The 25,823-nt window shown below is 64.2% G+C and carries 17 protein-coding genes; 11 read left to right on the forward strand and 6 right to left on the reverse strand.

The window, feature by feature from the left end; translation table 11 throughout:
- Positions 1-130: 130 nt before the first annotated feature.
- Together ACTXGA_RS13335 and ACTXGA_RS13340 are read left to right on the forward strand one after the other, a co-directional pair.
- Entirely contained in the window at positions 131-1,945 is a 1,815-nt protein-coding gene (locus tag ACTXGA_RS13335) for an autotransporter assembly complex protein TamA (RefSeq protein ID WP_443394390.1), read from the forward strand.
- On the forward strand, positions 1,945-6,675 hold the full coding sequence (locus ACTXGA_RS13340) for a translocation/assembly module TamB domain-containing protein (RefSeq protein WP_443394392.1): 4,731 nt from the start codon (positions 1,945-1,947) through the stop codon (positions 6,673-6,675). Before ACTXGA_RS13335 ends, ACTXGA_RS13340 begins: the two co-directional genes overlap by 1 nt.
- A 286-nt stretch (positions 6,676-6,961) precedes the next feature.
- Here the strand turns inward: ACTXGA_RS13340 and ACTXGA_RS13345 are convergent, their stop codons facing one another.
- Together ACTXGA_RS13345 and ACTXGA_RS13350 are read right to left on the reverse strand one after the other, a co-directional pair.
- Positions 6,962-7,513, reverse strand: coding sequence for a maleylpyruvate isomerase N-terminal domain-containing protein (locus ACTXGA_RS13345; RefSeq protein WP_443394394.1), 552 nt, complete (start codon positions 7,511-7,513; stop codon positions 6,962-6,964).
- Entirely contained in the window at positions 7,510-8,610 is a 1,101-nt protein-coding gene (locus tag ACTXGA_RS13350; protein ID WP_443394396.1) for a cupin domain-containing protein, read from the reverse strand. Before ACTXGA_RS13350 ends, ACTXGA_RS13345 begins: the two co-directional genes overlap by 4 nt.
- A gap of 120 nt (positions 8,611-8,730) precedes the next feature.
- Between ACTXGA_RS13350 and ACTXGA_RS13355 the strand changes: the two genes are divergently transcribed.
- Entirely contained in the window at positions 8,731-9,162 is a 432-nt protein-coding gene (locus ACTXGA_RS13355) for a MarR family winged helix-turn-helix transcriptional regulator (protein WP_443394398.1), read from the forward strand.
- A 55-nt stretch (positions 9,163-9,217) separates the two neighbouring features.
- Here ACTXGA_RS13355 and ACTXGA_RS13360 read toward each other — a convergent pair whose 3' ends face one another.
- From ACTXGA_RS13360 to gabT, 4 genes are all read right to left on the reverse strand, one after another.
- Positions 9,218-10,696, reverse strand: coding sequence for an NAD-dependent succinate-semialdehyde dehydrogenase (locus ACTXGA_RS13360; protein WP_443394400.1), 1,479 nt, complete (start codon positions 10,694-10,696; stop codon positions 9,218-9,220).
- 41 nt (positions 10,697-10,737) lie between these two features.
- Positions 10,738-11,307 carry a carboxymuconolactone decarboxylase family protein gene (locus tag ACTXGA_RS13365; RefSeq protein WP_443394402.1) on the reverse strand — a complete coding sequence of 190 codons (570 nt, stop codon included), beginning with the start codon at positions 11,305-11,307 and terminating at the stop codon, positions 10,738-10,740.
- 13 nt (positions 11,308-11,320) lie between these two features.
- Positions 11,321-12,640 carry an aspartate aminotransferase family protein gene (locus ACTXGA_RS13370; protein ID WP_443394403.1) on the reverse strand — a complete coding sequence of 440 codons (1,320 nt, stop codon included), beginning with the start codon at positions 12,638-12,640 and terminating at the stop codon, positions 11,321-11,323.
- Between the two features lie 127 nt (positions 12,641-12,767).
- Positions 12,768-14,318 (reverse strand): 4-aminobutyrate--2-oxoglutarate transaminase, encoded by a 1,551-nt coding sequence (gene gabT / locus ACTXGA_RS13375; protein WP_443394405.1) that lies wholly within the window; start codon positions 14,316-14,318, stop codon positions 12,768-12,770.
- Positions 14,319-14,495: 177 nt separating this feature from the next.
- On the opposite strand from gabT, the gene ACTXGA_RS13380 reads away from it, so the two are divergent.
- The 8 genes from ACTXGA_RS13380 (at position 14,496) to ACTXGA_RS13415 (ending at position 25,818) form a co-directional block, all read left to right on the forward strand.
- Positions 14,496-15,065, forward strand: coding sequence for a cupin domain-containing protein (locus ACTXGA_RS13380; protein WP_443394407.1), 570 nt, complete (start codon positions 14,496-14,498; stop codon positions 15,063-15,065).
- Positions 15,066-15,234: 169 nt separating this feature from the next.
- Positions 15,235-16,197, forward strand: coding sequence for a TAXI family TRAP transporter solute-binding subunit (locus tag ACTXGA_RS13385; RefSeq protein WP_443394409.1), 963 nt, complete (start codon positions 15,235-15,237; stop codon positions 16,195-16,197).
- Positions 16,198-16,304: 107 nt separating this feature from the next.
- Complete coding sequence (locus ACTXGA_RS13390; RefSeq protein WP_443394411.1) at positions 16,305-19,064, forward strand: TRAP transporter permease; 2,760 nt, start codon at positions 16,305-16,307, stop codon at positions 19,062-19,064.
- An 11-nt stretch (positions 19,065-19,075) separates the two neighbouring features.
- Positions 19,076-19,501, forward strand: coding sequence for a universal stress protein (locus ACTXGA_RS13395; RefSeq protein WP_443394412.1), 426 nt, complete (start codon positions 19,076-19,078; stop codon positions 19,499-19,501).
- A gap of 82 nt (positions 19,502-19,583) precedes the next feature.
- Positions 19,584-20,552: a carbon-nitrogen hydrolase family protein gene (locus ACTXGA_RS13400; protein ID WP_443394414.1), complete on the forward strand. Its 969-nt coding sequence runs from the start codon at positions 19,584-19,586 to the stop codon at positions 20,550-20,552.
- A 54-nt stretch (positions 20,553-20,606) separates the two neighbouring features.
- Positions 20,607-23,366: an aminotransferase class I/II-fold pyridoxal phosphate-dependent enzyme gene (locus ACTXGA_RS13405; protein WP_443394416.1), complete on the forward strand. Its 2,760-nt coding sequence runs from the start codon at positions 20,607-20,609 to the stop codon at positions 23,364-23,366.
- 3 nt (positions 23,367-23,369) lie between these two features.
- Positions 23,370-24,821, forward strand: a complete 1,452-nt coding sequence (locus ACTXGA_RS13410; RefSeq protein WP_443394418.1) for a biotin carboxylase — start codon at positions 23,370-23,372, stop codon at positions 24,819-24,821.
- Positions 24,822-24,828: 7 nt separating this feature from the next.
- Positions 24,829-25,818 carry a C45 family autoproteolytic acyltransferase/hydrolase gene (locus tag ACTXGA_RS13415; protein WP_443394420.1) on the forward strand — a complete coding sequence of 330 codons (990 nt, stop codon included), beginning with the start codon at positions 24,829-24,831 and terminating at the stop codon, positions 25,816-25,818.
- Positions 25,819-25,823 lie beyond the last annotated feature (5 nt).

Consider the following 25,823-nt stretch of genomic DNA (forward strand, 5'->3'; position numbering starts at 1 on the left):
ATCACGCCGAATTGTGGGACAGGTTGCAGATGTCCCTTTCCGGCGGCGCTACATCTTATAGGGTGGTGTCATGGGGCAACGTCTAGATATGCGTTTGGCGCGCGGCAGTCGCGCCCGAAGGGCGGGTGGCTTGCGCGGCCCGTTTCGTCAAGGTGTTTTTGTGGCCGTCGCCGGGGCGTTCCTGTTGCTTCCGGTGCCTGCGGCCAGTTTCGATCGGGTCAATTTTTCCGTCATGGGAACCGATGACGAGACCGTCCGTTCCGCCATAAAAAACGCCTCGATCCTTGCCACTCTCGAAGGTGAGGACAGCACCACCACGCAGGACCTGCTGGCCGCCGCGCAGAGCGACTATACCCGCGTGGTAGAGGCGCTTTATGCGCAGGGCTATTACTCCAGCACGGTGCGCATCACGCTGGACGGGCGCGAGGCCGCGCTGATCCCGCCGTTCGAGGCGCCGCAGAGCGTGCAGCAGATCAACGTGATCGTCGATCCCGGACCGCAGTTCAAATTTGGCCGGACCGAGGTCACGCCGAAACACAAGCGGGTGGAACTGCCCGAGGAATTCAAACGCGGAGAGATCGCCCGGGCGACGGTGGTGCGCGACGCGGCTCTGGCGGCGGTGTCCGGCTGGCGGGCGCTGGGCTATGCCAAGGCCGAGGTCATCGGTCAGGATATCACGGCGCGGCATTCGGCGGCGCGACTGGACGTCAGCCTGCGGATGTCGACCGGTGAAAAGCTGCGGTTCGGCGATGTGATCGTGACATCCGAAAGCGCGGTCAAAGCCGCCCGCATCCGCCAGATCGCCGGTATCCCACGAGGAGAGATCTTTGACCCCGAAGAGGTAGAAAAAGCCGCCTCGCGCCTGCGGACGACCGGTACATTCCGCGCGGTGACCCTGACCGAAGCAGAGCAGGTCGCGCCCGATGGCAGCATGGATATCCTGATCGAAGTCACGGATCGCAAACCGCGCCGATTTGGCTTTGGCGCCGAGCTGTCCTCGACCGATGGGGTGATGCTGTCGGGGTTCTGGCTGCACCGCAACCTGTTCGGCGGCGCGGAACGGTTCCGCATCAGCGGAGAGGTTCAGCAACTGGGCAGTGTGGATTCCAATCCGGACTACGACATCATCGCCCGGTTCGAGAAACCGGCGGTCTACGGGGCCGATACGATGTTCTTTGCCACCGCAGGCCTCGGCTATGATGATGAGCCGGATTACATCGAAAAGAGGTTCTCGCTGGGCACCGGGGTCACGCGCGAGTTTTCGGATCAGGTGTCCGGGGAGTTGGGGATTTCCTATACCCGGTCCGAGGTCACGGACCTGTATCTGCCGGGCGATCCCGTGCGCCTGCTGACGGTGCTCAGCTTTCCGGCGGCGGTGACGGTGGACCGGCGTGACGATCCGCTGAACGCGACCGAAGGGTTCTACATGCGGACCGAACTGGAGCCGTTCAGCATCACGAACATCGGCGAATACGGCGCGCGCTATGCCGTCGACATCCGTGGCTACCGCGCCTTTGGCGCGGATGAGGGGGTTGTCCTTGCCGGGCGGTTGCAATTGGCCGGGCTTGTGGGGCCGGATGCGGCGGATGCGCCGCCGGACTTCCTGCTGTATTCGGGCGGCGGCGGTACCGTGCGCGGCCAGCCCTACCGCTCGCTGGATGCGGATTACAGCGGCACTCGTCTGGGCGGGCGCAGTTTTGCGGGGCTGTCGACCGAGGTGCGGGTGGATGTCACCGACAGCATCGGCGTCGTGGGCTTTGCTGATGCGGGTTTCGTCGGCGCCAACAGTTTCCCGGACGGGGACGGCGATTGGCACGCGGGCGCGGGTCTGGGCCTGCGTTACGACACGCCGGTCGGGCCGATCCGGTTCGACGTGGCAGGGCCGGTGGCCGGGGATACCGGCGAAGGTGTGCAGATCTATATCGGGATCGGACAGGCATTCTGATGCGCTTCTTGAGAGTTTTTGTACTGCTGCTGATCTGGCCTCTGGCCGGTTTCGCGCAGGAGGATGACCGTGGCTATATCCAGGGCCTGCTGGAGGATGCGCTGTCCGAGGCCGGGCGCGAAGTGCGGATCGTTGGCTTTGAAGGCGCGTTGAGTTCGCGCGCCACCATCGCGGAAATCACGGTGGCCGACGAGGACGGCGTCTGGCTGACCATGACGGACGTGGCGATGATCTGGACGCGCGGCGCGCTGTTGCGCGGTGCGGTCGAAATCGACGAGATCAGCGCCGCCCGGATTGAAATTCCACGCCTGCCGGTCACGGTGTCCGAAGACGCGCCGCCAACACCAGAAGCGCGCAGCCCGTTCAGCCTGCCGGATCTGCCAGTGTCCTTGCGGCTGGCCGATCTGTCGCTTGCCGAAGTTGTTCTGGGCGCGCCCATCGCCGGTGAGGAACTGGTGTTTCAGGTGCTGGGCAAGGCCCAGCTGTCCGGCGGTGAGGGCGACGCAGAGCTGACGGTGCAGCGGCTGGACGCGGGCGGATCGCTGCGTTTGTCGGGGGCCTACAGCAACGCGTCGCGGGTTCTGAAGCTGGATACAAGGTTTGAGGAACCGGCGGGCGGGCTTGTGTCGCGCAAGCTGGGCCTGCCGGGCGAACCATCGGTTGTGCTGAGCGTGACGGGCGACGCGCCGATCGACGATTTCGCCGCGAACCTGCGGCTGGCGACCGACGGGCAGGAACGGCTGGCCGGTGAGGTCGTTCTGCGTGCTGATGGAGATGCGGACACGCAGCGGCTGTCGCTCGACATCGGCGGCGATCTGGCGCCGCTGCTGGCGCCGGACTACCGCGAGTTTCTTGGCCGCGACATTTCCCTGAAGGCCGAGGCGCTGCGCCGTGGCGATGGCGCGCTGGAACTGCAGGACCTTGACCTGCAGGCCGAGGCGCTGCGCTTGCAGGGCAGCGCCGAGATCGGCAGCGACGGCTGGCCTCAGCGGCTGGACCTGTCGGGACAGATCGTGCCGCCCGAAGGCGAAGAGGTTCTGCTGCCGCTGCCGGGGCAAAAGGTCTATCTGGGCGGCTCGGTGCTATCCGCCACCTTTGACGCGAGCCGCAGCAACGCGTGGCAACTGGCGCTGGATGGGGAACGCCTGACCTCTGAACTGGGGGCAGCCGGGGCGCTGCGCCTGAATGCCTCTGGCGAGATTGTCCGCGAGACCAGCCAGGTGACAGGTGCGGTCCGCCTTGTCGCCGCCGAACTGGCCCCCGCCGATCCGGCGTTGGCCGAGGCGCTGGGCGAGAGCCTGCGCGGGTCACTGAATTTCGACTGGCAGCAGGGCGAGCCGCTGACTGTCAGCGACTTGGACCTGTCTGGCGCGGATTACGGCCTGACCGGGACGATCAGCGTTGATGAGGCGGAAACACTCAACCCCGTGATTGCGCCCGATCTGCGCCTTGCGGCGGAGGATCTGAGCCGGTTTGCGTCCCTTGCCGGGGTGGCGCTGCGTGGCGCTGCGGAACTGAACATCAGCGGTCAGGCGACCCCGGTGACAGGCGCCTTTGATCTGTCGTTCGACGGCACCACGCGGGATCTTGGCACCGGTATCGACCGGGTGGATCCGCTGATCGCCGGTGCGGCGACGCTGGATCTGCGCGCGGTTCGGGATGAGGCCGGATTGCGGGCGGAACGGCTGTTGCTGGTGTCGCCGCAGGCGCGGATCGAAGGCAGCGGCAGCTTTGCCACGGGTGCCAGCACGGCGGCGCTGACCGCGCGGATTACGGAGACCTCTGTGGTTCTGCCGGACCTCAGCGGGCCGACGGTGTTGACGCTGGCGGCGGAACAGGCGGGCGATGTCTGGTCGCTGGAGGCACAGGGCACGCTGGCCGAGGCGGGGCGGCTGGATTACCTTGGCACCGTCGATCTGGGCGGCGAGGTGCCGTTTCTGGCCGGGCGGCTGGATGCGGCGCTGACCCGGCTGGACGGGTTTTCCGATCTGGCCGGACGGCAGTTGAGCGGGGCAGGGCAGATCACCCTGACCGGCGAAGGCCGCGTGGATGGAGCCAGTTTTCGCATCACCGCCGAGGGCGGATTGCAGGACGTCGGCCTGAGCCTGCCCGAGATCGATCCGCTGTTGCGCGGCCGGACACAACTGAGTGTCGCGGCGGCGCGCACGGCAAACGGGCCGATCACCTTCGATCCGCTGCAACTGACCGGCGCGGTGAACGCCCGGTATGAGGGCACCGTGACCCCGAAGGGCCTGCGCGGGGCCGATGTGAATGGCACGCTGACGGCCAGCACGGCCTCGCTGTCGCCGCTGTCGGCACTGGCGGGGCGGACACTGCGCGGGGCCGCGCAGGTCGAGGCGCAGATCAACGGCGGCGTGACCGAGGGGCCGCTAACCCTCATCGGTTTTGTCAGCGGCCAGGGGCTGGGCATCGGCATGGACGATGTGGACTCTCTGCTGGCGGGGGAAACCCGGCTGGACGTCAGTTTCGAACGCGATGCGCAGGGCACCTATCGGTTCGATCAACTGCAACTGGACGGCGCGGTGGACGCGCAGTTTGTCGGCACGGTGACCCCGCAGAGCGATTTTGGTCCGCAGGTGGACGGGCGGTTGACCGCCAGCACCGCCTCTCTGGCCCCGCTGTCCGGTCTGGCGGGCCGTCCGCTGCGCGGCTCGGCCCAGATCGAGGCCACGGCCAATGGCGGTATCCTTGAGGGGGCGCTGACGCTGGTCGGGTTCGTGCAGGGGCGCGGGCTGGCGCTGGACCTGCCGGACATCGATCCGCTGCTGAGCGGCGACACCCGGCTGGACGTGGATCTGGCGCGGACGGATGCCGGGCTCTACCGGATCGAACAGCTTGTGCTGGACGGCGTGGTGGACGCGCGGTTCACCGGCATGGTTGATCCGGAGGTCGAGGGCGGCCCCCGGGTGGAGGGACAGTTGACCGCCAGCGTAGCCTCGCTGGCGCCGCTGTCGCGGCTGGCAAACATGCCGCTGAGCGGCGCGGCGCAGATCGAGGCGACCGCCTCTGGCGCCTTGCAGAGCGGTGCGCTGGATCTTGATGCGGTGGTGCGCGGACAGGGTCTGGGCATCGGGCAGGCGATGGTGGACCCGCTGCTGCGCGGGGCCTCGCGGCTGGATGTCAATCTTGTGCGCGCGGGCAGCGGGGCCTTGCAAATCAGCAGCCTGATGCTGGATGCGAGCGGCGTGAACGGCAACGTGACCGGCAGCTATGGACCGGGATCGGCCGCGGACCTGCGGTTGGAGGTGTCATTGCCCAACCTTGGCGTGATCGTGCCCGAATTGCCCGGCGCGGCGCGGGTGTCGGGCACGGCGGTTCAGGCGGACGGCACCTGGCGGCTGGCGCTGGACGGCACCGGGCCGGGCGGCATCGGGGCGCGGGTTGGCGGGACGGCAGCGGGTGATTTCAGCCAGGTGAACCTGTCGCTGAACGGGTCGGCGCCGCTGTCGCTGGCCAACGGGTCGATTGCGCCGCAGGTGGTGACCGGCGTGGCGCAATTCGATCTGCTGATGAATGGCGCGCCGTCGCTGGCGGCGCTGTCGGGCAGCGTGTCGACCAATGGCGCGCGCTTTGCTGCCCCGGCGCAAGCCATCGTCCTGAACGATCTGTCGGGGCAGGCGCGGCTGACCGGTGGACGGGCCGAGCTGAACTTTGGCGGAAGCCTGAACAGTGGCGGGCAGGTTGTGCTGACCGGGCCGGTGACGCTGTCGCCGCCGTTCAACGCCGGTCTTCTTCTGGAGTTGCGGCAGGCGGTCCTGCAGCAGGCGGGTCTTTTTGAAACCACGGCCAACGGGCAGGTGCGCGTCGACGGACCGCTGATCGGCGGGGCGGTGATCGGCGGCGTGGTGGACCTTGGCACTGTCGAAGCGCGCATTCCGGATATCGGGTCCAGCTACACCTCGCTGGACGGGTTGAAGCATGTAAACGCGCCGCGTGACGTGCAGTTGACCCTGCAATTCGCCGGACTGGACAAGGCGCAGCAGGGCGCCGGAGCGGGCGGCACCACGGCGCGGCCCTATCCGCTGGACCTGACCGTACAGGCCGATAACCGGATCTTTGTGCGGGGGCGTGGTCTGGACGCGGAATTGGGTGGAACCCTGCGGTTGTCGGGGACCACGGCAAACGTCGTGCCGGTTGGCCAGTTCGACCTGATCCGGGGGCGGCTGGACCTGCTGGGGCGGCGGCTGGACCTGACCGAGGGGTCGGTGTTCCTGCGCGGCAGTTTCGACCCGGTGATCCGCTTTGTGGCCACCACGCGGGTTGAGGACACCGATATCACCATCACTATCGAGGGGCCGGCCTCTTCTCCGGAGCTGTCGGTGGGGTCGTCGCCGCAGTTGCCCGAGGATGAGGCGCTGTCCTTTTTCCTGTTCGGGCGGTCGGTGACAGAACTGTCGGCCCTGCAAGCGGTGCAGCTTGCCTCTGCCATCCGGACGCTGTCCGGTCGTGGCGGGCTTGGCCTGACGGAGTCGCTGCGTGGCGGATTGGGTGTGTCCGATCTGGACGTCGGCACGGCGGATGACGGCACCGCGCAGGCGCGCGTCGGCGCCTATCTGGGCGAGAACATCTACAGCGACGTGACCGTCAACGCCAAGGGCGACAGCGAGATCAACCTCAACCTGACTGTGACACCGGATGTGACGGTGCGCGGGCGGTTGGGATCAGATGGATCGAGCGGGATCGGCGTGTTTTTCGAGCGCGATTACTGACGGATTTTGTCATGGGCGCCTAGAGAGGGATTTCGTCCCGCTGGCGCGGGGCGATCCGCGCGCGCCTTCGGCGCGCGATCAATGCTTCAAGAGTCACCAGCAAACAGGGCAGCGCCTGTGTCCCGGAGCCCTCTCTCGCTATGTGCTGCCTGAAGCAGCCCCGCCCCCGGTGCAAGGGCAAGCCGCGCATGCGCGCGGGGCTGCGCCCCCTTGCACCGGGGGCAGGCCCGCTTCTGATCGTCCGCACGCGAGAGAGGGCTCCGGGAAACAGGCTTGACGCTGATGGTCAGCCGTTGTGGAGCGCGGCCGGAAGGTCAGCTCTGCGGGCGCCGTTGTTCAGGTCGATGGCGCCTAGCCAGAGGTGGCGGGCGCGGATCAGGGGGGTGTCGCGGAGCACCCTGTTGGTGCCATCGAGCGGGATGCTGCGGTCCCAGAGCGCGCCCGGCAGGTCCCGCCAGGTGACGTCAAGGTGCACGCGCGTGTGGTCGAAGAGGGAGCGCAGGGCGCGGGGCGGCAGGCTTTCGCCCCAGTCGAGGCGCTCTGTGCGTTCGGCCTCTGAGGTCCAGAGCGGGCGGGATTTGCCGATTTGGAGGGCCTCGAGCAGGTGGCACCAGGCGCGGGCGTCGTAGCTGATGGCCGCGACGAGGCGGGCGCGGCTGATGCCCGGCGCGCGGGAGGGGCCGGGCAGATCGGTGTCCGGCAATTCCGCCAGTTTGCGTGCGAAGAAAGCGGTGCCGCGCCGGGCCAGCAGCAAGGTGTCTGCCGGGGCTTCGGGGGCGTCATACCGGGCGCCCGGCCCCTGCCGCGCGTTCAGAGCAGCGCGGGCCGTTTCGGTCATGCGCCTGTCACCTCTCGCCGCATGAAGGCGAGGCGTTCCATGATCGGGGCGTCGGAAAAGCGGAAGAGGTCGAATTTGGTCTCGGCCTCCAGCGACCAGGGAATCCACGACGGCACAACGAAGATATCGCCCTTTTCCAGTGGGCGTCGGGTGCCGTCCAGCACGACCGCGCCGCGTCCGTCGAAGACCTGAAACACGGTCGAGCCGACCTCTCGCGTCTCGGCAGTCTGTGTGCCTTCGCGCAGGCGGTGGAATTCGCAGCGGATGGTGGGCATGACGTCGCCGCCGGTCGTGGGATTGACGTAACGGATGGCCGCATGGCGGGGCGCAACCGTGGCGGGCTGGCCTTCATCCTCCAGCAGCAGTTGTTCGGTCAGGGCGCGGTCCGTGTGTTCCCAGCGGAACACGGCCAGCGGGCTGGAGACGCGGTCCTGCAACTGGCTGAGCGGGCGCAACCCGGGATGAGCCCAGAGCCGTTCGCCACGCGAATAATTGGGCGTGGCGTAATCGGTCACCTTGTCGGCACCGAATTCGAAGAACCCCACATCCATCTGTTGCGAAAAGGGAATGTCCAGCCCGTCGATCCAGATCATCGGCGCGTCGCGGTCGTTGTGGTGGCCGTGGAACTGCCAGCCCGGCGTCAGCAGCAGGTCCCCCTTGGACATGCGCACCGGGTCGCCGTCGACGACGGTCCAGACGCCTTCGCCCTCCACCACGAAACGAAAGGCGTTCTGCGAATGCCGGTGTTCCGGCGCGGTTTCGCGCGGTCCGAGGTACTGCACCGCCGCCCAGAGCGTGGGCGAGATATAGGCCCGTCCGCCAAGGCCAGGGTTGGCAAGGCCGATGGCGCGGCGTTCACCACCGCGACCCACGGGCACCAGATCGCCCGCGGCCTGCGCCAGCGGGATCAGGTCCGCCCATTTCCAGACATGGGGCAGGGCCTGCGGTTTCGGATGCATGGGCATCAGGTCGCCGGTCTGGGTCCAGAGCGGGTTCATGTGGTTGTCCTTGAACCCCTGATAGAGCGCGCGCAATTCCGGGCTTTCATCGGGCTGCATGCCGTGGGCGACGGTGGCGTGATCGAGGTCTTCGTTCATGCTGTCCTCTCTGTCAGGGCCTCAGGGGCGCGCGGCAGGATGCTGGAGCGTAAGAGGGCGGGTGGACAAATGATATGCGTGCATATTATATCTTGTCAACGGAGTCCTGCAGGAGGCAGCATGTCGGGCAGACTGAGCATCAGCGGAATGGCCGGGCACCTGATCCGGCGGCTGCATCAGCAATCCGTCGCGGTGGTGACTGCGCGGTTGAAGGCCGCGGGGCTGGATGTGACGCCGGTGCAATACGCCGCGTTGGAGGCAGTGGCGGCGGCGCCGGGGCTGGACCAGGCGCGATTGGCAGAGGCCATCGCCTATGACCGGGCGACGATCGGCGGCGTGGTGGACCGGCTGCAGGCCAAGGGACTGGTTGCGCGGCAGGTCAGCAAGACGGACCGGCGCGCGCGTGTTCTGCACCTGACCGACGCAGGCCGGACAACGCTGGACGCAGTGCGCCCGCTGGTGGCGGAGGCGCAGGCGGAGATCCTGAAGGGGCTGGAGGCGGAGGAAAGGGCGGAATTTGTCCGTCTGGCGGCAAAGGCCCTGTCCGAATAGCGCAGGACTGCGCAGGGCGCAGCGGGCCGGGTAAACCGGCCCGCCGATGCCCCGGTCAGACCGAGGTGCAGATGTATTTCATTTCGAGGAACTCCTCGATGCCGTGCTGGCTGCCTTCGCGGCCGAGGCCGGACTGCTTGACGCCGCCGAACGGCGCCACCTCGGTCGAGATCAGGCCGGTGTTCACGCCGACCATGCCGTATTCCAGCGCCTCTTGCACCTTGGTCACGCGGCTGAGGTCCTTGGCGTAGAAATAGGACGCAAGGCCAAAGATCGTGTCATTGGCCAGTTCGATGACCTCGTCTACGGTCTCGAACTTGAACAGCGGTGCCATCGGGCCAAAGGTTTCGTCCTGCGAGAAGACCATGTCCTTGGTCGCGCCGGTGATGATGGTCGGCTCGAAGAAGGTGCCGCCAAGCGCGTGCCGCTTGCCGCCTTTCAGGATCTTGCCGCCTTTGGCGACCGCGTCGGCGATATGCTCTTCGACCTTTTCGACCGCGGCTTCGTTGATCAGCGGACCAACCTGCGGCGCGCCGTTCAGGCCGTCGCCCACTTCCATCTTGGCCACGGCAGCGGCCAGCTTTTCGGCGAAGGCGTCATAGACACCGGCCTGAACGTAGATGCGGTTGGCGCAGACGCAGGTTTGGCCGTTGTTGCGGTACTTGGAGATCATCGCCCCTTCGATCGCCGCATCCAGATCGGCATCGTCAAAGACGATGAAGGGCGCGTTGCCACCCAGTTCCATCGAGCATTTCATGACCTGATCGGCGGCCTGTTTCAGCAGGATGCGGCCCACTTCGGTCGACCCGGTAAAGGTCAGCTTGCGCACCTTGGGGTTCTCGCAGAATTCCTTGCCGATGTCGGACGAACGCGACGAGGGAATGATCGACAGCACGCCCTTTGGGATGCCGGCGCGGTCGGCCAGTTCCCCCAGCGCCAGCGCCGACAGCGGCGTCTCGGCCGCGGGGCGGGCGACAAAGGCACAGCCAGCGGCCAGCGCCGGGCCGACCTTGCGGGTGATCATCGCGTTGGGGAAGTTCCACGGCGTGATCGAGGCGGCGACACCGATGGGCTGCTTGATCACGGTGATGCGCTTGTCGCGCTGGTGGCCGGGGACTGTTTCGCCGTAGATACGCTTGGCCTCTTCGGAGAACCACTCGATGAAGCTGGCGCCATACATGACCTCGCCCTTCGCCTCGGCGTGGGGCTTGCCCTGTTCGGCGGTCAGGATGGTGCCCAGATCGTCGGCGTGCTCGACCATCAGGTCATACCACTTGCGCAGAACGGCGGCGCGTTCCTTGCCGGTCCACTTGGCCCATTCCTTTTGCGCGGCATAGGCGGCGTCGATGGCCTTGGCGGTTTCAGCGCGCGACAGGTCAGCGACCTCGGCGATGGTGTCGCCGCGCGCCGGGTTGGTCACGGCAAAGGTCGCGCCATCATCGGCATCGGCCCATTCGCCGGCCAGATAGGCCTGTGTGCGCAGGAGTGCGGGATCTTTGAGCAGGTCCTTGAGACCGGTCACGGATTTCAGCATGTCTCACCTTTCTTGGTTGTGAGCTGTCTGGATCGGGGCGGTCAGTCGCCGCCCGGCGAAAAGGGTCGTTGGCGCAGCGCCTCGACGATGTTGTCATCCAGGGGCACGTCAAAGGTGTTCAGCGTGTAGCCGAGCACCGAGTAGAAGCCCACGGTGGCAATCAGGTCGAAGACCGCAGTCTTGCCCAACTGCTGGCTTATGCGCGCAACGCTTGTGTCGGAGAGTCTGTTCCGGTCGAATAACTCGTCAACCGCCACGGCCAGAACCGCGTCCTGCGGGGCCATGTCGTCGGGCGTTCCGGCGATAGTGGCGATGCGTGTGTCGGTCAACCCGCGTCTGCGGGCCCGGTCGATATGTTGTTGCCATTCATAGGAGGAGCCCAGCCGATGGCCGGTGCGCAGGATGACCACCTCGGCCCATTCCGGCCCGAGGGTGGTCTGATTGACGATGTGTTCGCGCAGCGGGGCCCATGCGCTGAGCAGGGCCGGGTGATGCGCCATGGTGCGGTAGACGTTCAGGCCGCTGGCAAAGCCGCCGCTCAGGTCGGCGGCTTCTGCGGGCCAGTGGGCGTCGTCCAGCGGGGCAATCCGCGTGTCTGTGTCGGGTGTCACTGTCGCCCCCGGGTCAGATCACGGCGGCGATGGCGGTGGACAGCTTGTCCACCAGTTCGTCCAACTGGTCGTCTTCGATGATGAAAGGCGGGGCCAGCAGAATGTGATCACCGTGTTTGCCGTCGATGGTGCCGGACATGGGGTAACAGATCAGCCCCTCGGCAAAGGCGGCTTTCTTGATCTTGCCCGCCACGCCCTGCGACGGGTCGAAGACGGCCTTGGTGTCACGGTCGGCGACCAGTTCGATGCCCCGAAACAGCCCGCGCCCGCGCAGGTCGCCCACATGCGGGTGCTGGCCAAAGCGGTCTTCCAGACGCGCGGCCAGCTTGTCACCCTGTTCGCGGACACGCGGCACAAGGCCCCGGTCGAGGATGCTGCCGACAACGGCCAAGCCGCAGGCGGCGGCGGTGGGGTGGCCGTTATAGGTGTGTCCGTGTTGGAAAAAGCCCGTGCCCTGTTCGATGGCTCGGTAGATTTCGGCACTGCAGAGCATCGCGCCGATGGGTTGATAGCCCGCGCCGAGACCCTTTGCGATGCAGGCGATATCGGGCGCGATGCCGTCCTGTTCGCAGGCGAACAGGCTACCAGTCCGGCCCATGCCGCACATGACCTCATCAAGGATCAGCAGCACGCCGTATTTGTCACAGATTTCGCGGATGCGTTTGAAATAGCCCGGGGCAGGGGCCAGGGCACCGGCGGTCGCACCGACGACGGGTTCCGCCATGAAGGCCATGACCGTTTCGGGACCAAGGCGCAGGATCTCATCCTCCAGCGCCTGAGCGGCGCGCAATCCGTAGTCCTCGGCGCTCTCACCCTCGTGTTTCAGGCGGTATTCATAGCAGGGGTCGATGTGGCTGACGTCCAGCAGCAGCGGGCCGAACTGCGCACGGCGCCATTCGTTGCCGCCCGCGCTGAGCGCGCCGATGGTGTTGCCGTGATAGCTTTGCTTGCGGGCGATGAGTTTGGAGCGCTGCGGCTCCCCTTTTTCGACCCAGTACTGGCGGGCCAGCTTGATCGCGGCCTCGGTCGCCTCGGATCCGCCGGAGACAAGGTAGACGCGGTCCAGCCCCTCGGGCGCATTGGCGATCAGCAGATCGGCCAATTCCTCGGCGGGTTCGGAGGTGAAGAAACCGGTATGGGCAAAGGCCACGCGGTCAAGCTGTGCCTTGATGGCGTCGACGACCACGCTGTCGTTGTGGCCAAGGCAGGACACTGCGGCGCCGCCGGAGGCGTCGAGGTATTTCTTGCCGGTGCTGTCGAAGAGATAGCAGCCTTCGCCGCCAACGGCTGTGGGCAGGGTCTGGCGGGTGTGGCGGGGAAAGATATGGGACATGGCGCGCCCTCCTAGGTCGCGATTTATATCGGACTACGTCCGGGCGAGTCGTTCAAGCCCGGTGCCTGTCGCCATAGGTGGCGCGGGTTGCCCCGCGCCGCCTGTCGTTTTTCGCCATATCCCGGCTTTATTCCGCCGCGTGGCTGAGTTCGGCTGCCACGGCGTCGGCCAGAGCGGCCTCGAAGATGGCCATGCCTTCTTCGATGATCGCGTCCGATGCGGTCAGCGGTACCATGATGCGGACGGCGTTGCCGTGCATGCCACAGGACAGCAGGATCAGGCCGCGCTTCAGCGCATTGGCGATGACCGACTTGGTCAGCGCGGCATCAGGGGTTGCGGTCTCGAAGTCGGTGACGAATTCGACGGCCAGCATCGCGCCCAGACCGCGAATGTCCCACATCCGGAACGGTGCGACGCGGGCGCCCATGTCCGCAAAGCGGGCGCGCATGGTTTCACCAAGCGCGGTCGAACGGGCCAGCAGACCTTCGGCCTCGATCGCCTCGATCGCGGCAAGGGCCGCTGCGCAAGCCACCGGGTTGCCGCCATAGGTGCCGCCCAGACCGCCGGGGGCCAGAGCGTCCATGACATCGGCGCGGCCAATCACGCCAGCGACCGGATAGCCGCCCGCCATGGATTTGGCGCAGGTGATCAGGTCCGGCGCGACGCCGGAATGCTCGATGGCGAACCAGGTGCCGGTGCGGGCGAACCCGGCCTGGATCTCGTCCGAGATCAGCAGGATGCCGTGCTTGTCACAGATCGCGCGCAGCGCCTGGAACATTTCGGCAGGAACCGGGTGATAGCCGCCTTCGCCCAGAACGGGCTCAAGGATGATGGCTGCCACGCGATCAGGCTGCGCGTCGGTGAGGAAGAGCATTTCCAGCGCCTTCAGCGAATCCTCGACCGTGATGCCCTGACGGGCGTCGGGGAAGGGCGCGCGGAAGATGTCGGAGGGGAAGGGGCCAACGTCTTTCTTGTAGGGGTTGACCTTGCCGGTCATGCCCAGCGTCAGCAGGGTGCGGCCGTGGTATGAGCTGTTGAAGGCGATGACACCCGGGCGGCCGGTGTGGGCGCGCGCGATCTTGACCGCGTTTTCAACGGCTTCGGCACCGGTGGTGACCAGCAGCGTCTTCTTGGGGAAATCGCCGGGCGCCAGCGCGTTCAGCTTTTCGGCCAGCGCGACATAGGGCTCATAGGGCACGACCTGAAAGGAGGTGTGCGTATAGTGGTCTTCCTGCGCCTTGGCAGCGGCGACGACGCCGGGATGGCGGTGCCCGGTGTTCAGCACGGCGATGCCACCGGCGAAATCAATGTAGCGGTTGCCCTCGACATCCCAAAGCTCGGCGTTTTCCGCGTGGGCTGCAAAAACCGGTGCGGCAGAGCCGACACCACGGGCGACGGCAGCCTCACGGCGCGCCCAGAGCGCGGCGTTGGAGGTCAGGCCAGCGGTGAACGCGGGCGCGACAGGCGCGGCCTGAACCGGGGCGGTCTCTGCGACGGCAGCTTCCGGCGCGGCGGTTTTCACCGCTTCGGCCGCAGCGGGAACCGTGGTCAGGGCGTCTGTTTGAGTCTTGGCCTCATCCCGTGCCGCTGCAGCCGCTTTTGCGGCCGCGTTGCGAGTGGTTTGAGCTGTCGTGGAACTCTTCCGCGACCGGGACGTTTTCCGTGTTGAAGTGGTCATGGCCGGACTCTCCTCTCGGCTTGCGTGTGGTAAGAATTCTTATCGCACGCCTATTTTATTTGTCAAACCCTTCGATTTTCGCACGAAAATCACGCAAAATCAGAACTCTAAAATATACTTGACCGCTTGATGGAACCTCTGCCAAGTTTTCTTGACAACTGCAAAGGCGAATCGAACATGGATGTTGGCGGCCGTTTGAGGGCAATTCGGGAAGCGCGGGGCATGTCCCAGCGTGATCTCGGCACCCGGGCGGGACTGACCAGCGCCGCGATCTCGCTGATCGAACAGAACAAGTCCAGCCCCTCGGTTGCGTCCCTCAAAAGTTTGCTGGATGCGATCCAGATGACGATGTCCGAATTCTTTTCCGAGGTGGAAGATACGGATGCACCCAAGTACTTCTTTTCAGGCAACGAATTCACTGAATTGTCGCCTCAGGATCTTGGGTTCGGGGAAGGGGCAGCGCGGCTGTCACTGCGTCAGGTGGGCGATGCATCCCGGCATTCCTTGCAGGTGCTGCACGAAACCTATCCCCCGGGCGCGGACACCGGCCCCGACCTTCTGCGCCACGAGGGCGAGGAAGCGGGTATAGTGATCGAGGGATTCGTCGAGGTGACTGTCGGCAATGAGGTCCGCGTTCTGAATCCGGGGGACGGCTATCTTTTCGACAGCCGCCTTCCCCACAGGTTTCGCAACCTGGGCGATAAACGATGTGTAGTGGTCAGTGCCTGCACTCCGCCCAGTTTTTGAGCGTTCAGCTAGATATGGCCGGACAAGCAAAGGTGGAAAAGACTTGCGGGAACCCCGGTTCCCAAACGTAAGGTGGCGATGTGGTTGAAGGCCGTCGCCAGTTTGATAGCGTACGCGAAGGCAGCGCTGTGCCTGAAGACAAACAAAAGCGCAAACAAGGGAGTACCAAATGTTGAAAGTAACCAAGGCCGTTGTTGCGGCTACGATCGCCTTGTCGGCGACTGCGGTGGCTGCGCAAGAGCGGTTCATCACGATCGGCACCGGCGGTCAGACTGGCGTCTATTTCGTGGTGGGGCAATCGATCTGCCGCCTCGTCAACCGCGGCACCGCGGAGCACAACCTGAAGTGCACCGCGCCGTCGACCGGCGGCTCGATTGCCAACATCAACGCCATCGCGGCGGGCGACATGGATATGGGCGTGGCCCAGTCCGACTGGCAGTTCCACGCCTACAATGGCACCTCGCAGTTCGCGGACAACAAGTTCGACAAGCTGCGCGCCGTCTTCTCGGTGCATGGTGAGCCCTTTACCGTGGTTGCCCGCGCGGATGCCGATATCTCGAGCTTTGCCGATCTGTTCGGCAAGCGCGTGAACGTCGGCAACCCGGGATCGGGTCAGCGCGCGACGATGGACGTCGTGCTGCAGGCGATGGGCAAATCCAGCGACGACTTTGCACTGGCTTCCGAGCTGAAGCCGGCGGAACAGTCCGCTGCACTGGGTGACAACAAGGTGGATGCGATCATCTACACCGTTGGCCACCCGAACGGTTCGATCCAGGAAGCGACCTCGACCATCGACGCCAAGCTGGTCAGCGTGACCGGCGAAGCCATCGACAAGCTGGTCGCCGACAACCCCTACTACGCCAAGGCGGTGATCCCGGGCGGCCTTTACAAGGGCAACGACGAGGATGTCGAAACCTTTGGCGTGAAGGCGACGTTCGTGACCTCCTCCGACGTTCCGGATGACGTGGTCTACACCGTGGTCAAGGCAGTGTTCGACAACTTCGACCGCTTCAAGGGGCTGCACCCGGCCTTTGCCACGCTGAAAGAAGAAGACATGATCGCCGCCGGTCTCAGTGCTCCGCTGCACCCCGGCGCCGAGCAGTACTACAAGGAACGTGGCTGGATCGAATGATCCTTCTACCGTGAAAGCACGTCGTGGTCCCCCAGTGCGGGGGGCCACGGCAACCCAGCCCAAGGCACACAAAAACGCCGGGCTTATTCGCGATCAGGGGGACCGACATGAGTGACGACAAGCAATTCGAGGCAGCCGCCGTGGAAAATTCCGCCGCTGGCAAAGGCGGTCTCAGTCAGGCGGAGCTGGACGAGCTCGTCGCTTCCTCGGACACAGGTGGACGATCGCCCTCGGCGGCAATGACGCGGTTCATCATGATCGTCGCGATCATCTGGTCACTGTTCCAGCTTTGGATCGCCAGCCCGTTGCCCTTCATGTTCAATTTCGGCGTCTTCAACGACACCGAGGCGCGCTCTTTCCACCTTGCCTTTGCGCTGTTCCTTGCGTTCCTCGCCTATCCGGCGGCGCGGACATCGGTGCAGATGGGCCTTGGCATCGGCGTTCCGCTGCTGCTGACCGCGCTCTTCATGTACGGTGCGAAGGAGGGGACGCCGATCTGGTGGATCCCGCTGATCGGCATCGCCGTTATCACCGCTGTCTTCCTTGGCTCTCCCAAGGACCGTGTGCCGCCCTGGGAATGGGCGCTGGCCATCGCGGGCGCGGCGACATCGCTGTACCTCTATGTTTACTACGACCAGATCGCCACGCGCGTGGGGGCCCCGATCCTGCAGGATTTCGTCTTTGCGGTGATCGGCATTCTCATCCTGCTGGAGGCGACGCGCCGGGCGCTTGGCCCCGCGCTGATGATCGTGTCTTCCGTCTTTCTGATCTACACCTTCCTCGGGCCGCATATGCCCGGCATCATCGCGCACAAGGGCAACTCCTTGTCCGAAGTGGTGAACCACCAGTGGATCACGACCGAAGGTGTGTTCGGCATCGCGCTGGGGGTTTCGACCTCTTTCGTTTTCCTCTTCGTTCTGTTCGGCTCGCTTCTGGATAAGGCGGGTGCGGGCAACTACTTCATTCAGGTGGCCTTTTCCTTGATGGGCCACATGCGCGGCGGACCGGCCAAGGCGGCGGTTGTCTCCTCGGCCATGACGGGCCTGATCTCGGGCTCGTCGATCGCCAACGTTGTCACCACCGGCACCTTTACCATTCCGCTGATGAAACGCGTGGGCTTTTCGTCTGAGAAGGCGGGCGCGGTCGAGGTGGCCAGTTCGGTGAACGGGCAGATCATGCCGCCTGTGATGGGGGCCGCGGCCTTCCTGATGGTCGAATACGTGGGCATCCCCTATTTCGACGTGGTCAAACACGCCTTTGTGCCGGCCGTCATCTCCTACATCGCGTTGGTCTACATCGTGCACCTTGAGGCGATGAAGGCGAACATGCAGGGCCTGCCGCGCGCCGTCGCGCCCAAGCCGCTGGTTGCCTGGCTGATGTCGCTGGCCTTTACCGTTGCAGTGATCTGCGCGCTCAGCTTTGCTGTCTACTACGGCATGGGCTGGATCCGGCCTGCCTTTGGCGCCTCTGCCGGTTACGTGGTCTTTGTGCTGCTGTGCGCGGTCTACGTCGGCCTGATCTGGGTCTCCTCCCGCGAAGTACGGCTGAAGCTTGAGGACCCCAACGCGCCAGTGACCAAGTTGCCGCTGCCGGGTCCGACTGTCCGCTCCGGCCTGCACTTCCTGCTGCCGGTTGTCGTCCTTGTCTGGGCGCTGATGATTGACCGACTCAGCCCCGGCCTTTCGGCCTTCTGGGCGGCGTCTTTCATGATCTTCATCCTGGTGACCCAACGCCCGATCGAAGCGATCTTTCGCGGTGAGGGTGACTTTGGTGGCGCTGTCATGCGTGGTTTCCGCGAACTGGTCGAGGGACTGGAGGCCGGTGCGCGCAACATGATCGGCATCGGCATCGCCACGGCGACCGCCGGTATCATCGTGGGCGCGGTCAGCCAGACCGGCGTGGGTTCGGCGCTGGCGGATGTGGTCGAGGTGCTGTCGGGCGGCAATATCATGGCCATCCTTGCCCTGACGGCGGTCCTGTCGCTGATCCTTGGCATGGGCCTGCCGACCACGGCGAACTATATCGTCGTCTCGGCGCTGCTGGCCCCGGTGATCGTCACGCTGGGTCAACAGAACGGGCTGATCGTGCCGCTGATCGCGGTGCACCTGTTCGTCTTCTACTTCGGCATCATGGCGGATGTGACGCCGCCGGTCGGGTTGGCGAGTTTTGCGGCCGCTGCCGTGTCGGGCGGCGATCCGATCCGCACCGGTGTCGTGGCCTTCTTCTACTCGCTCAGAACCGCAGCACTGCCCTTCCTGTTCATCTTCAACACCGACCTGCTGTTGATCGATGTGACGTGGATGCAGGGGATATTCGTCTTCATAACGGCGACCTTGGCGATGCTTCTATTCGCGGCGGCGACGCAGGGCTGGTTCCTTGCGCGCAACATGATCCACGAAACGATCCTCTTGCTGCTGATCGCCTTCACCTTCTTCCGTCCGGGGTTCTGGATGGACATGGTGGCACCACCGTTCGAAAACGTGCCTCCGGCGCAGTTCGAACAGACGCTGGGCGAAGCCGAACCGGGGCAGGAGTTGCGCCTGACGGTGGACGGTCTGAACTCGGTCGGGGATCCGGTGACCTTTACCGCGCCGTTGGTCGTGCCTGCGGGTGAAACCGGGGCTGACCGATTGGCGGCAACGGGCATCGACCTTGTGGAAACGGACGGCAAGGTGATGATCGACAACGTGGCCTTTGGCAGTGCCGCGGCAGAGGCGGGGCTCGACTGGGATCAGGAGATCGTCGAAGTGCTGTCGCCTGTGTCGCAGCCGTCGAAATACCTGATGTACATCCCGGCCCTGTTGCTGCTGGCGCTGGTGGTGTTCATGCAACGTCGCCGGGTCCAACCGGCCACGGCAACGGCGTGAAGGAGAAAGACATGTTCGACAACATTCTCTTGCCTATCGACCTGAATCACCCTGCTTCCTGGGAAAAGGCCCTGCCGATGGCGATCAGGCTTTGCGGCGGATCCGGCACCCTGCATGTGCTGGGGATCGTGCATGATTTGGGTGCGGCCGCGATTTCGTCCTATCTGCCAGCGGATTTCGAACAGAAGGCGCTGGAAAAGATGAAGGCCGAAATCGAAACCTTCATCAGCCAGAATGTGCCGGAGGGAACGACAGCCATTGCCCATGTCGGCCATGGTCATGTACCCGAGCACATCATCTCGGCGGGGCGGGCCGTGGGGGCCGACGTGATCGTCATGGCTTCGCACCCACCGGATGAACTGATGACGTTCCTTGTGGGGTCCAACGCCGACCGCGTTGTGCGCCACGCGGATCGTCCCGTGATGGTCGTGCGCTGAAACTGCGCCTCCGACCAATGGTGTAACAAGAAACAAGGGGGCAATGGAGAGCAGCCTTGCCCCCTATTCGGAGACAACAAGAATGACTCCCTTCGCGATTGCCGGCGTGCAGATGCACGTCGCCGCCTTGCATTCCAACGTCGAGGCGATGCGCCACAGGATCGACGTCCTGATGGCACGATTCCCCTGGACGCAGATGGTGCTGTTTTCGGAACTGGCGCCCTACGGCCCTCTGGACCGTTTCGCGCAGCCGTTCCCGAACGATGCACTCTACCAGTTTCAGGAAGACGCCAAACGCTACGGCATCTGGCTGATCCCCGGCTCGATGTTCGAAAAGACCGAAGACGGCAAGATCAAGAACACCTCCGTCGTGATCAACCCGCAGGGTGAGATCGTGGCGAAATACTCCAAGATGTTCCCTTTCCGGCCCTATGAAACCGGGATCACCGCCGGGACCGATTTCTGCGTCTTCGACGTGCCGCAGGTGGGCCGGTTCGGCCTGTCGATCTGCTATGACATCTGGTTCCCGGAAACCACGCGCCAACTGACCAGCCAGGGCGTCGAGGTGCTGTTGCATCCCGTGCTGACCGGCACCACCGACCGCGACGCCGAGCTGGCCATCGCGCGCGCTACGGCGGCGCAGTTCCAGTGTTACGTCTTCGACGTGAATGGGCTGGCCGCTGGCGGGGTGGGGCGGTCCTGTGTCATCGATCCGTCGGCCACGGTGCTGCACCAGTCGGCGGGACAAGAGGACATGTTCCCCATCGAGGTCGACATGGACCTTGTCCGCCGCCAGCGGGAAACCGGTATGAAGGGGCTGGGACAAGTCCTGAAAAGCTTCCGCGACCGCGATGCGGATTTCAGCGTCTACGACCGCTCCAGCGGTTCGGATGCCTATCTGCACACGCTGGGCAAACTGGAAATGCCGGTCAAAGGGTCGCCGCGCGGGCAGGCCGAGGTCGATCCGCGCACGGCGCTTGGCTATGTGGAGCGGCCCGATCTGCAGCCGCATAATTTCTCTGTCTACCACGGCAAGACAGGAGCAGACTGAAACCAAAAAGGGGCCGGATGATCCTCATATCGGCCCCATCAGGGAGACGAAGACATGGACGTGCAAACTTCGGAAGGCAATCTCCCATCGATCCGGGATTATTACAGCGCAACGCAGTTGCGCGCGGATCGGTGGAGCGCCTTGCGGGAAGCGGCAGAGGGCCTTCACCGCCACGGCGGCAAAGGCCCCAAGGGCAAGAAACTGCGCGCCACGGTGGAAATGCTGTTCGAGGCATTGGAACCGATCGAACGCTACTGGGCGTTTCCCGGGGCGCATAATTTCGACCATCTCAGGCGGATGCTGCAGCACGACAATATCGAAGACCTTTCGGTATCCGTGCGACGGGTTGCACGGGCGCTGGCCTCTGGCGCTTACCGCCGCAGAACCATTCCGCTGGGCGCCGACGAGGTGGACAACGAGGATTATGAGGACGAAGCCTCTCTCGGGCCCGAAGCGCGCGCGCTGGGTCGCCCGTATTTCGAGATCCTGATTGTCGACGATACCAACGAACAGCACGAGCGGTTCCTGCGTCACAGCCTGCAACGGATGCGCCGTACCGAAGATCCCTTCATCTACGAAGCCGTTGTCGTGCCCTCGGTCGAGGATGCGTTGATCGGGGTGCTGTTCAACTACAACGTTCAGGCGGTCGTGGTGCGACCGGGGCTGAGCCTGAAATCACGTAACGATCTGCCGATCCTGAACCAGTATCTGACGCGCGTCGCGGACAACGAGGACGTCAATGCGCTGGAACCGCATGAATACGGTCCCGAAGCCTGCCGCCTGATCGCCAAGATCCGGCCGGAACTGGACGCCTACCTGGTCACCGACCGCTCTGCCGAGGACATCGCGGGGCGGGATCTGGGGCTGTGCCGGCGGGTGTTCTACAATCAGGAAGACTTCCTCGAACTGCACCTGAACATCCTGCGTGGCGTCGCCCGGCGCTACAAGACGCCGTTCTTTACCGCGCTCAAGGAGTATTCGCGCCAGCCCACCGGCGTCTTTCACGCCATGCCGATCAGCCGGGGCAAGTCGATCTCGCGGTCGCACTGGATTCAGGACATGGGTGCCTTTTACGGGCCGAACATCTTCCTTGCGGAAACCTCGGCCACGTCGGGCGGGCTGGACAGCCTGCTGGAACCGCGCGGACCGATCAAGGAAGCGCAGGACATGGCGGCGCGGGCCTTCGGCTCGAAACACACGTTCTTTGCCACCAACGGCACATCGACCTGCAACAAGATCGTCGTGCAGTCACTGGTCAGGCCGGGGGATATCGTGCTGGTCGACCGGGACTGTCACAAGTCGCACCACTACGGCATGGTTCTGGCCGGGGCGAGCGTCGCCTACATGGACAGCTACCCCCTGCACGAATACTCGATGTACGGCGCGGTGCCGCTGCGCGAGATCAAGCATACGCTGCTGAAACTCAAGGCTGCGGGAAAGCTGGACAAGGTGCGCATGGTCCTGCTGACCAACTGCACCTTTGACGGACTGGTCTACAACGTCCAGCGCGTGATGGAAGAATGCCTGGCCATCAAAAAGGACCTGATCTTTCTCTGGGACGAGGCGTGGTTTGCCTTTGCCCGCTTCAACCCGACCTACCGCCAGCGCACGGCGATGGGTGTGGCCAACACCCTGCGTGTAACCCTGCGCACGCCCGAAGCAGCGGACGCATGGGAGAAACAGCAGGCGGAACTGGCCGATGCGGATGAGGAAACACTGCTGAACACACGGCTGGTGCCGCCACCGGATGCACGGGTACGGGCTTATTCCACCCAGTCCACGCACAAGACGCTGACATCCTTGCGGCAGGGGTCGATGATCCACGTCAACGATCAGGACTTCAAAGGGGAGGTCGAACAGAGTTTCCACGAAGCCTACATGACCCACACCTCGACCAGCCCGAACTACCAGATCATCGCCTCGCTGGACGTGGGGCGCCGTCAGGTCGAACTCGAAGGTTTCGAATTCGTGCAACGGCAGGTGGAAAGCGCCATGTCGATCCGGCGGGCGATCCATTCGCATCCGCTCTTGCAGAAATACTTCCGCGTTCTGACCGCCAAGGACATGATCCCGGAGGAATTCCGGGAAAGCGGGATCGAAAGCTATTTTGATCCCAATCACGGCTGGGTCGACAAGTGGAACGTCTGGAACCTGGACGAATTCGTGCTGGACCCGACACGCATCACGCTGGCCGTGGGCGGCACCGGCTGGGATGGCGATACTTTCAAGACCAAGATCCTGATGGATAAATACGGGATCCAGATCAACAAGACCTCGCGCAATACGGTGCTGTTCATGACGAACATCGGCACCACGCGGTCCTCTGTCGCCTACCTGATCGAGGTGCTGGTCGAGATCGCCAACGAGCTGGACGACCTGCTGGATGACGCTTCCCGCATGGAAAAACGGTCTTTCGAAAACCGGGTTTCCGCCTTGGTGGAACATGTGCCGCCACTGCCGGATTTCAGCCGCTTTCACGATGCTTTCCGCATGGGGCCGGATACGCCCGAGGGTGACATCCGCTCGGCCTTCTTTCTGTCCTATGATGAAGACAACTGTGATTACCTATCGCTCGACGACACGATGGCCCGCCTGAAAGCGGGAGAGGAACTGGTTTCTTCCAGTTTCATCATCCCCTATCCGCCGGGCTTCCCGATCCTTGTTCCCGGGCAGGTCATCAGCAAGGAAATCATGTCCTTCATGCAGGCGCTCGACGTGAGCGAGATCCACGGCTACCGCCATGATCTGGGCCTGCGCGTGTTCACCAAGGAAGCGCTCGAAGCGCTCATGACGAAATCCAACGGAGAGGGCTGAACGATGCCAAAGAAGACCCTGGCGAATATTTCCGAAATCCGGAGATACTTTCACACCAATCAGGACCCGATCTATTTCGTCTCCGCGACGAACTTCAACCTGCTCGGGCTCGACGAATGGGTGAAAAACTTCAAGTATATCTGCTACATGGACTGTTTCGACGGGCGCCACCCCAACGTGCTCTGCCCGTCCGAAATGCCGCATGACGAGTTCCAGTCCATCGAGGACATCAACAACTATCTGCTGCAGCACAAGGAAGTGGTGGACTACGTCAAGGCGCGCGGCGGCAAGCCCAAGTTCGTCTTCCTGATGTTCGACGAAAAGACCGAGAAACTGGCCAAGGAACTGGGCGGAGAGGTCTGGTTCCCCAAGGCCAAGCTGCGCCAGTCGATGGACAACAAGATCGAGACCGTGCGCGTCGGCAACAAGGCGGGCGTCCCGTCGGTTCCGAACACGCTGTCCGAGGTCAAGGACTACGCCCACCTGCAGGAGTTGTGCAAGAAGGCGGGTCTGGGCAACGATCTGGTGTTGCAGTCGGCCTTTGGCGATTCCGGCCACACCACCTTTTTCATCAAGTCCGAAGCGGATTTCCGCAAACATGAGCACGAGATCGTCGGCGAGGGCGAAATCAAGATCATGAAGCGGATCGATTGCCGCGGCTCCGCGATCGAGGCCTGCGCCACCTCCGAAGGCACAATCGTCGGCCCGCTGATGACCGAGCTGGTGGGCTTCAAGGAATTGACGCCTTATCGCGGCGGCTGGTGCGGGAATGAAATCTTCTCCACCGCGTTCAGCCCCAAGCAGCGCCAGAAGGCCCGCGAATTGACCTTTTCCTTTGGTGAACAACTGCGCAAGGAGGGGTATCGCGGCTACTTCGAGCTCGATTTCCTGATCGACAAGAAGAACGACGACATCTGGCTGGGGGAGTTGAACCCGCGCATCACCGGCGCATCCTCGATGACCAATCACGCCGCTTTTGCCCATGCCGATGCGCCGCTGTTCCTGTTCCACCTGCTGGAGTTCTCGAAGAAGCCGTTCAAGCTGGACGTGGATGAGTTGAACTCACGCTGGGCCGATCCGGACATGATCGACAGCTGGTCGCAGATGGTGATCAAGCACACCGAAGACAACGTCGACATCATCACGCAGGCGCCGCAGTCGGGTATCTACAAGATGCTGCCGGACGGGCGCGTGGTCTTTGACCGCTTCGACTATCACCGCCGCGCGGTGGAAACCGAAGACGAAGCCTTCTTTCTGCGGATTTCCAACGTGGGCGATTACCGCTATGAGGGCGCAGACCTTGGCATCCTCGTGACGCGCGGTCGGTCGATGACCAAGAGCTTCCAGCTGACGGCGAAAGCCAAGCAGTGGATCACCGGGATCAAGAATGCCTATTCCGCGCGTCCGCTGCCGTCCGCACAGGCCCTTCAGGACCCGGCGTTCAAGATCATGTAGGAGGGATATGTCCCTTACGTTCAGAGCGATATCGGAAAGCAGGCCTGGTCCGAAATGGGCCGGGCTCTTTGCCGAATACAGGAACGCCTACCTGCGATGGTGGGCGCGTGAGGGGCTGTCCGGACGTCCGACTTACCTTGAGTGCCGTCGCGCGTTGCGTCAGCACATGCCGGAACTTGTCCCGGTCTGGGAGCAGCTCTGCGAACTGGCCGGTGGCGGGGACATGGAGGCGCGGTTTCTCAGCTTTTTCTGCCCGCCGCGCTATCTGACTGGGTGCAGCCAGGCGATCTGGTCCGGTGATGAGCCGCTATTGGTGCGCAACTACGATTACAACCCGCAGGCCGTCGATGCCGTCCTGCTGAAGACAGGCTGGCAGGGGCGGCAGGTCATCGGCACGTCGGACGGGCTGTTCGGTCTGGTGGACGGGATGAACGATGCCGGACTGGTCGTATCGCTGACCTTTGGCGGGCGGCTTGCGGCGGGCGAGGGGTTCGGCGTGCCGCTGATCCTGCGATACGTCCTGCAGACCTGTGAAACGACGCAAGAGGCGCGCGAGGTGCTGGAGCGCGTGCCCTGCCACATGAGCTACAACGTGACGGTGCTGGATGCGCAGCGCGATTTCATCACCGCCTACCTTGCGCCCGACCGGCCGCCGCTGATCACCCATGCGGCGGTGGCGACGAACCATCAGGAACGGGTCGAGTGGAAGAGCCACGCGCGGGTGACCGCGACGGTCGAGCGCGAACGCTATCTGTTGCAGCGACTGTCCCTGCATCCAGAAACGCAAGAGAAGTTCGTCGGCGCGTTCCTCAAGCCGCCGCTCTATTCGCTGGCCTTCGACCGCGGGTTCGGCACGCTGTACACGGCGGCCTATCGTCCGCAACGGCGTGAGGTGGAACTGGTCTGGCCGGGGGCGACCTGGCGCAAGTCCTTTGACAGCTTTCCCGAGGATCACCTGGCCATTACCTATCCAAAGACGGCAGCGGCGCTTCCCTGAGGCGT

The organism is Antarctobacter jejuensis, assembly GCF_052266595.1.
In the GTDB taxonomy this organism is placed as follows: domain Bacteria; phylum Pseudomonadota; class Alphaproteobacteria; order Rhodobacterales; family Rhodobacteraceae; genus Antarctobacter; species Antarctobacter jejuensis.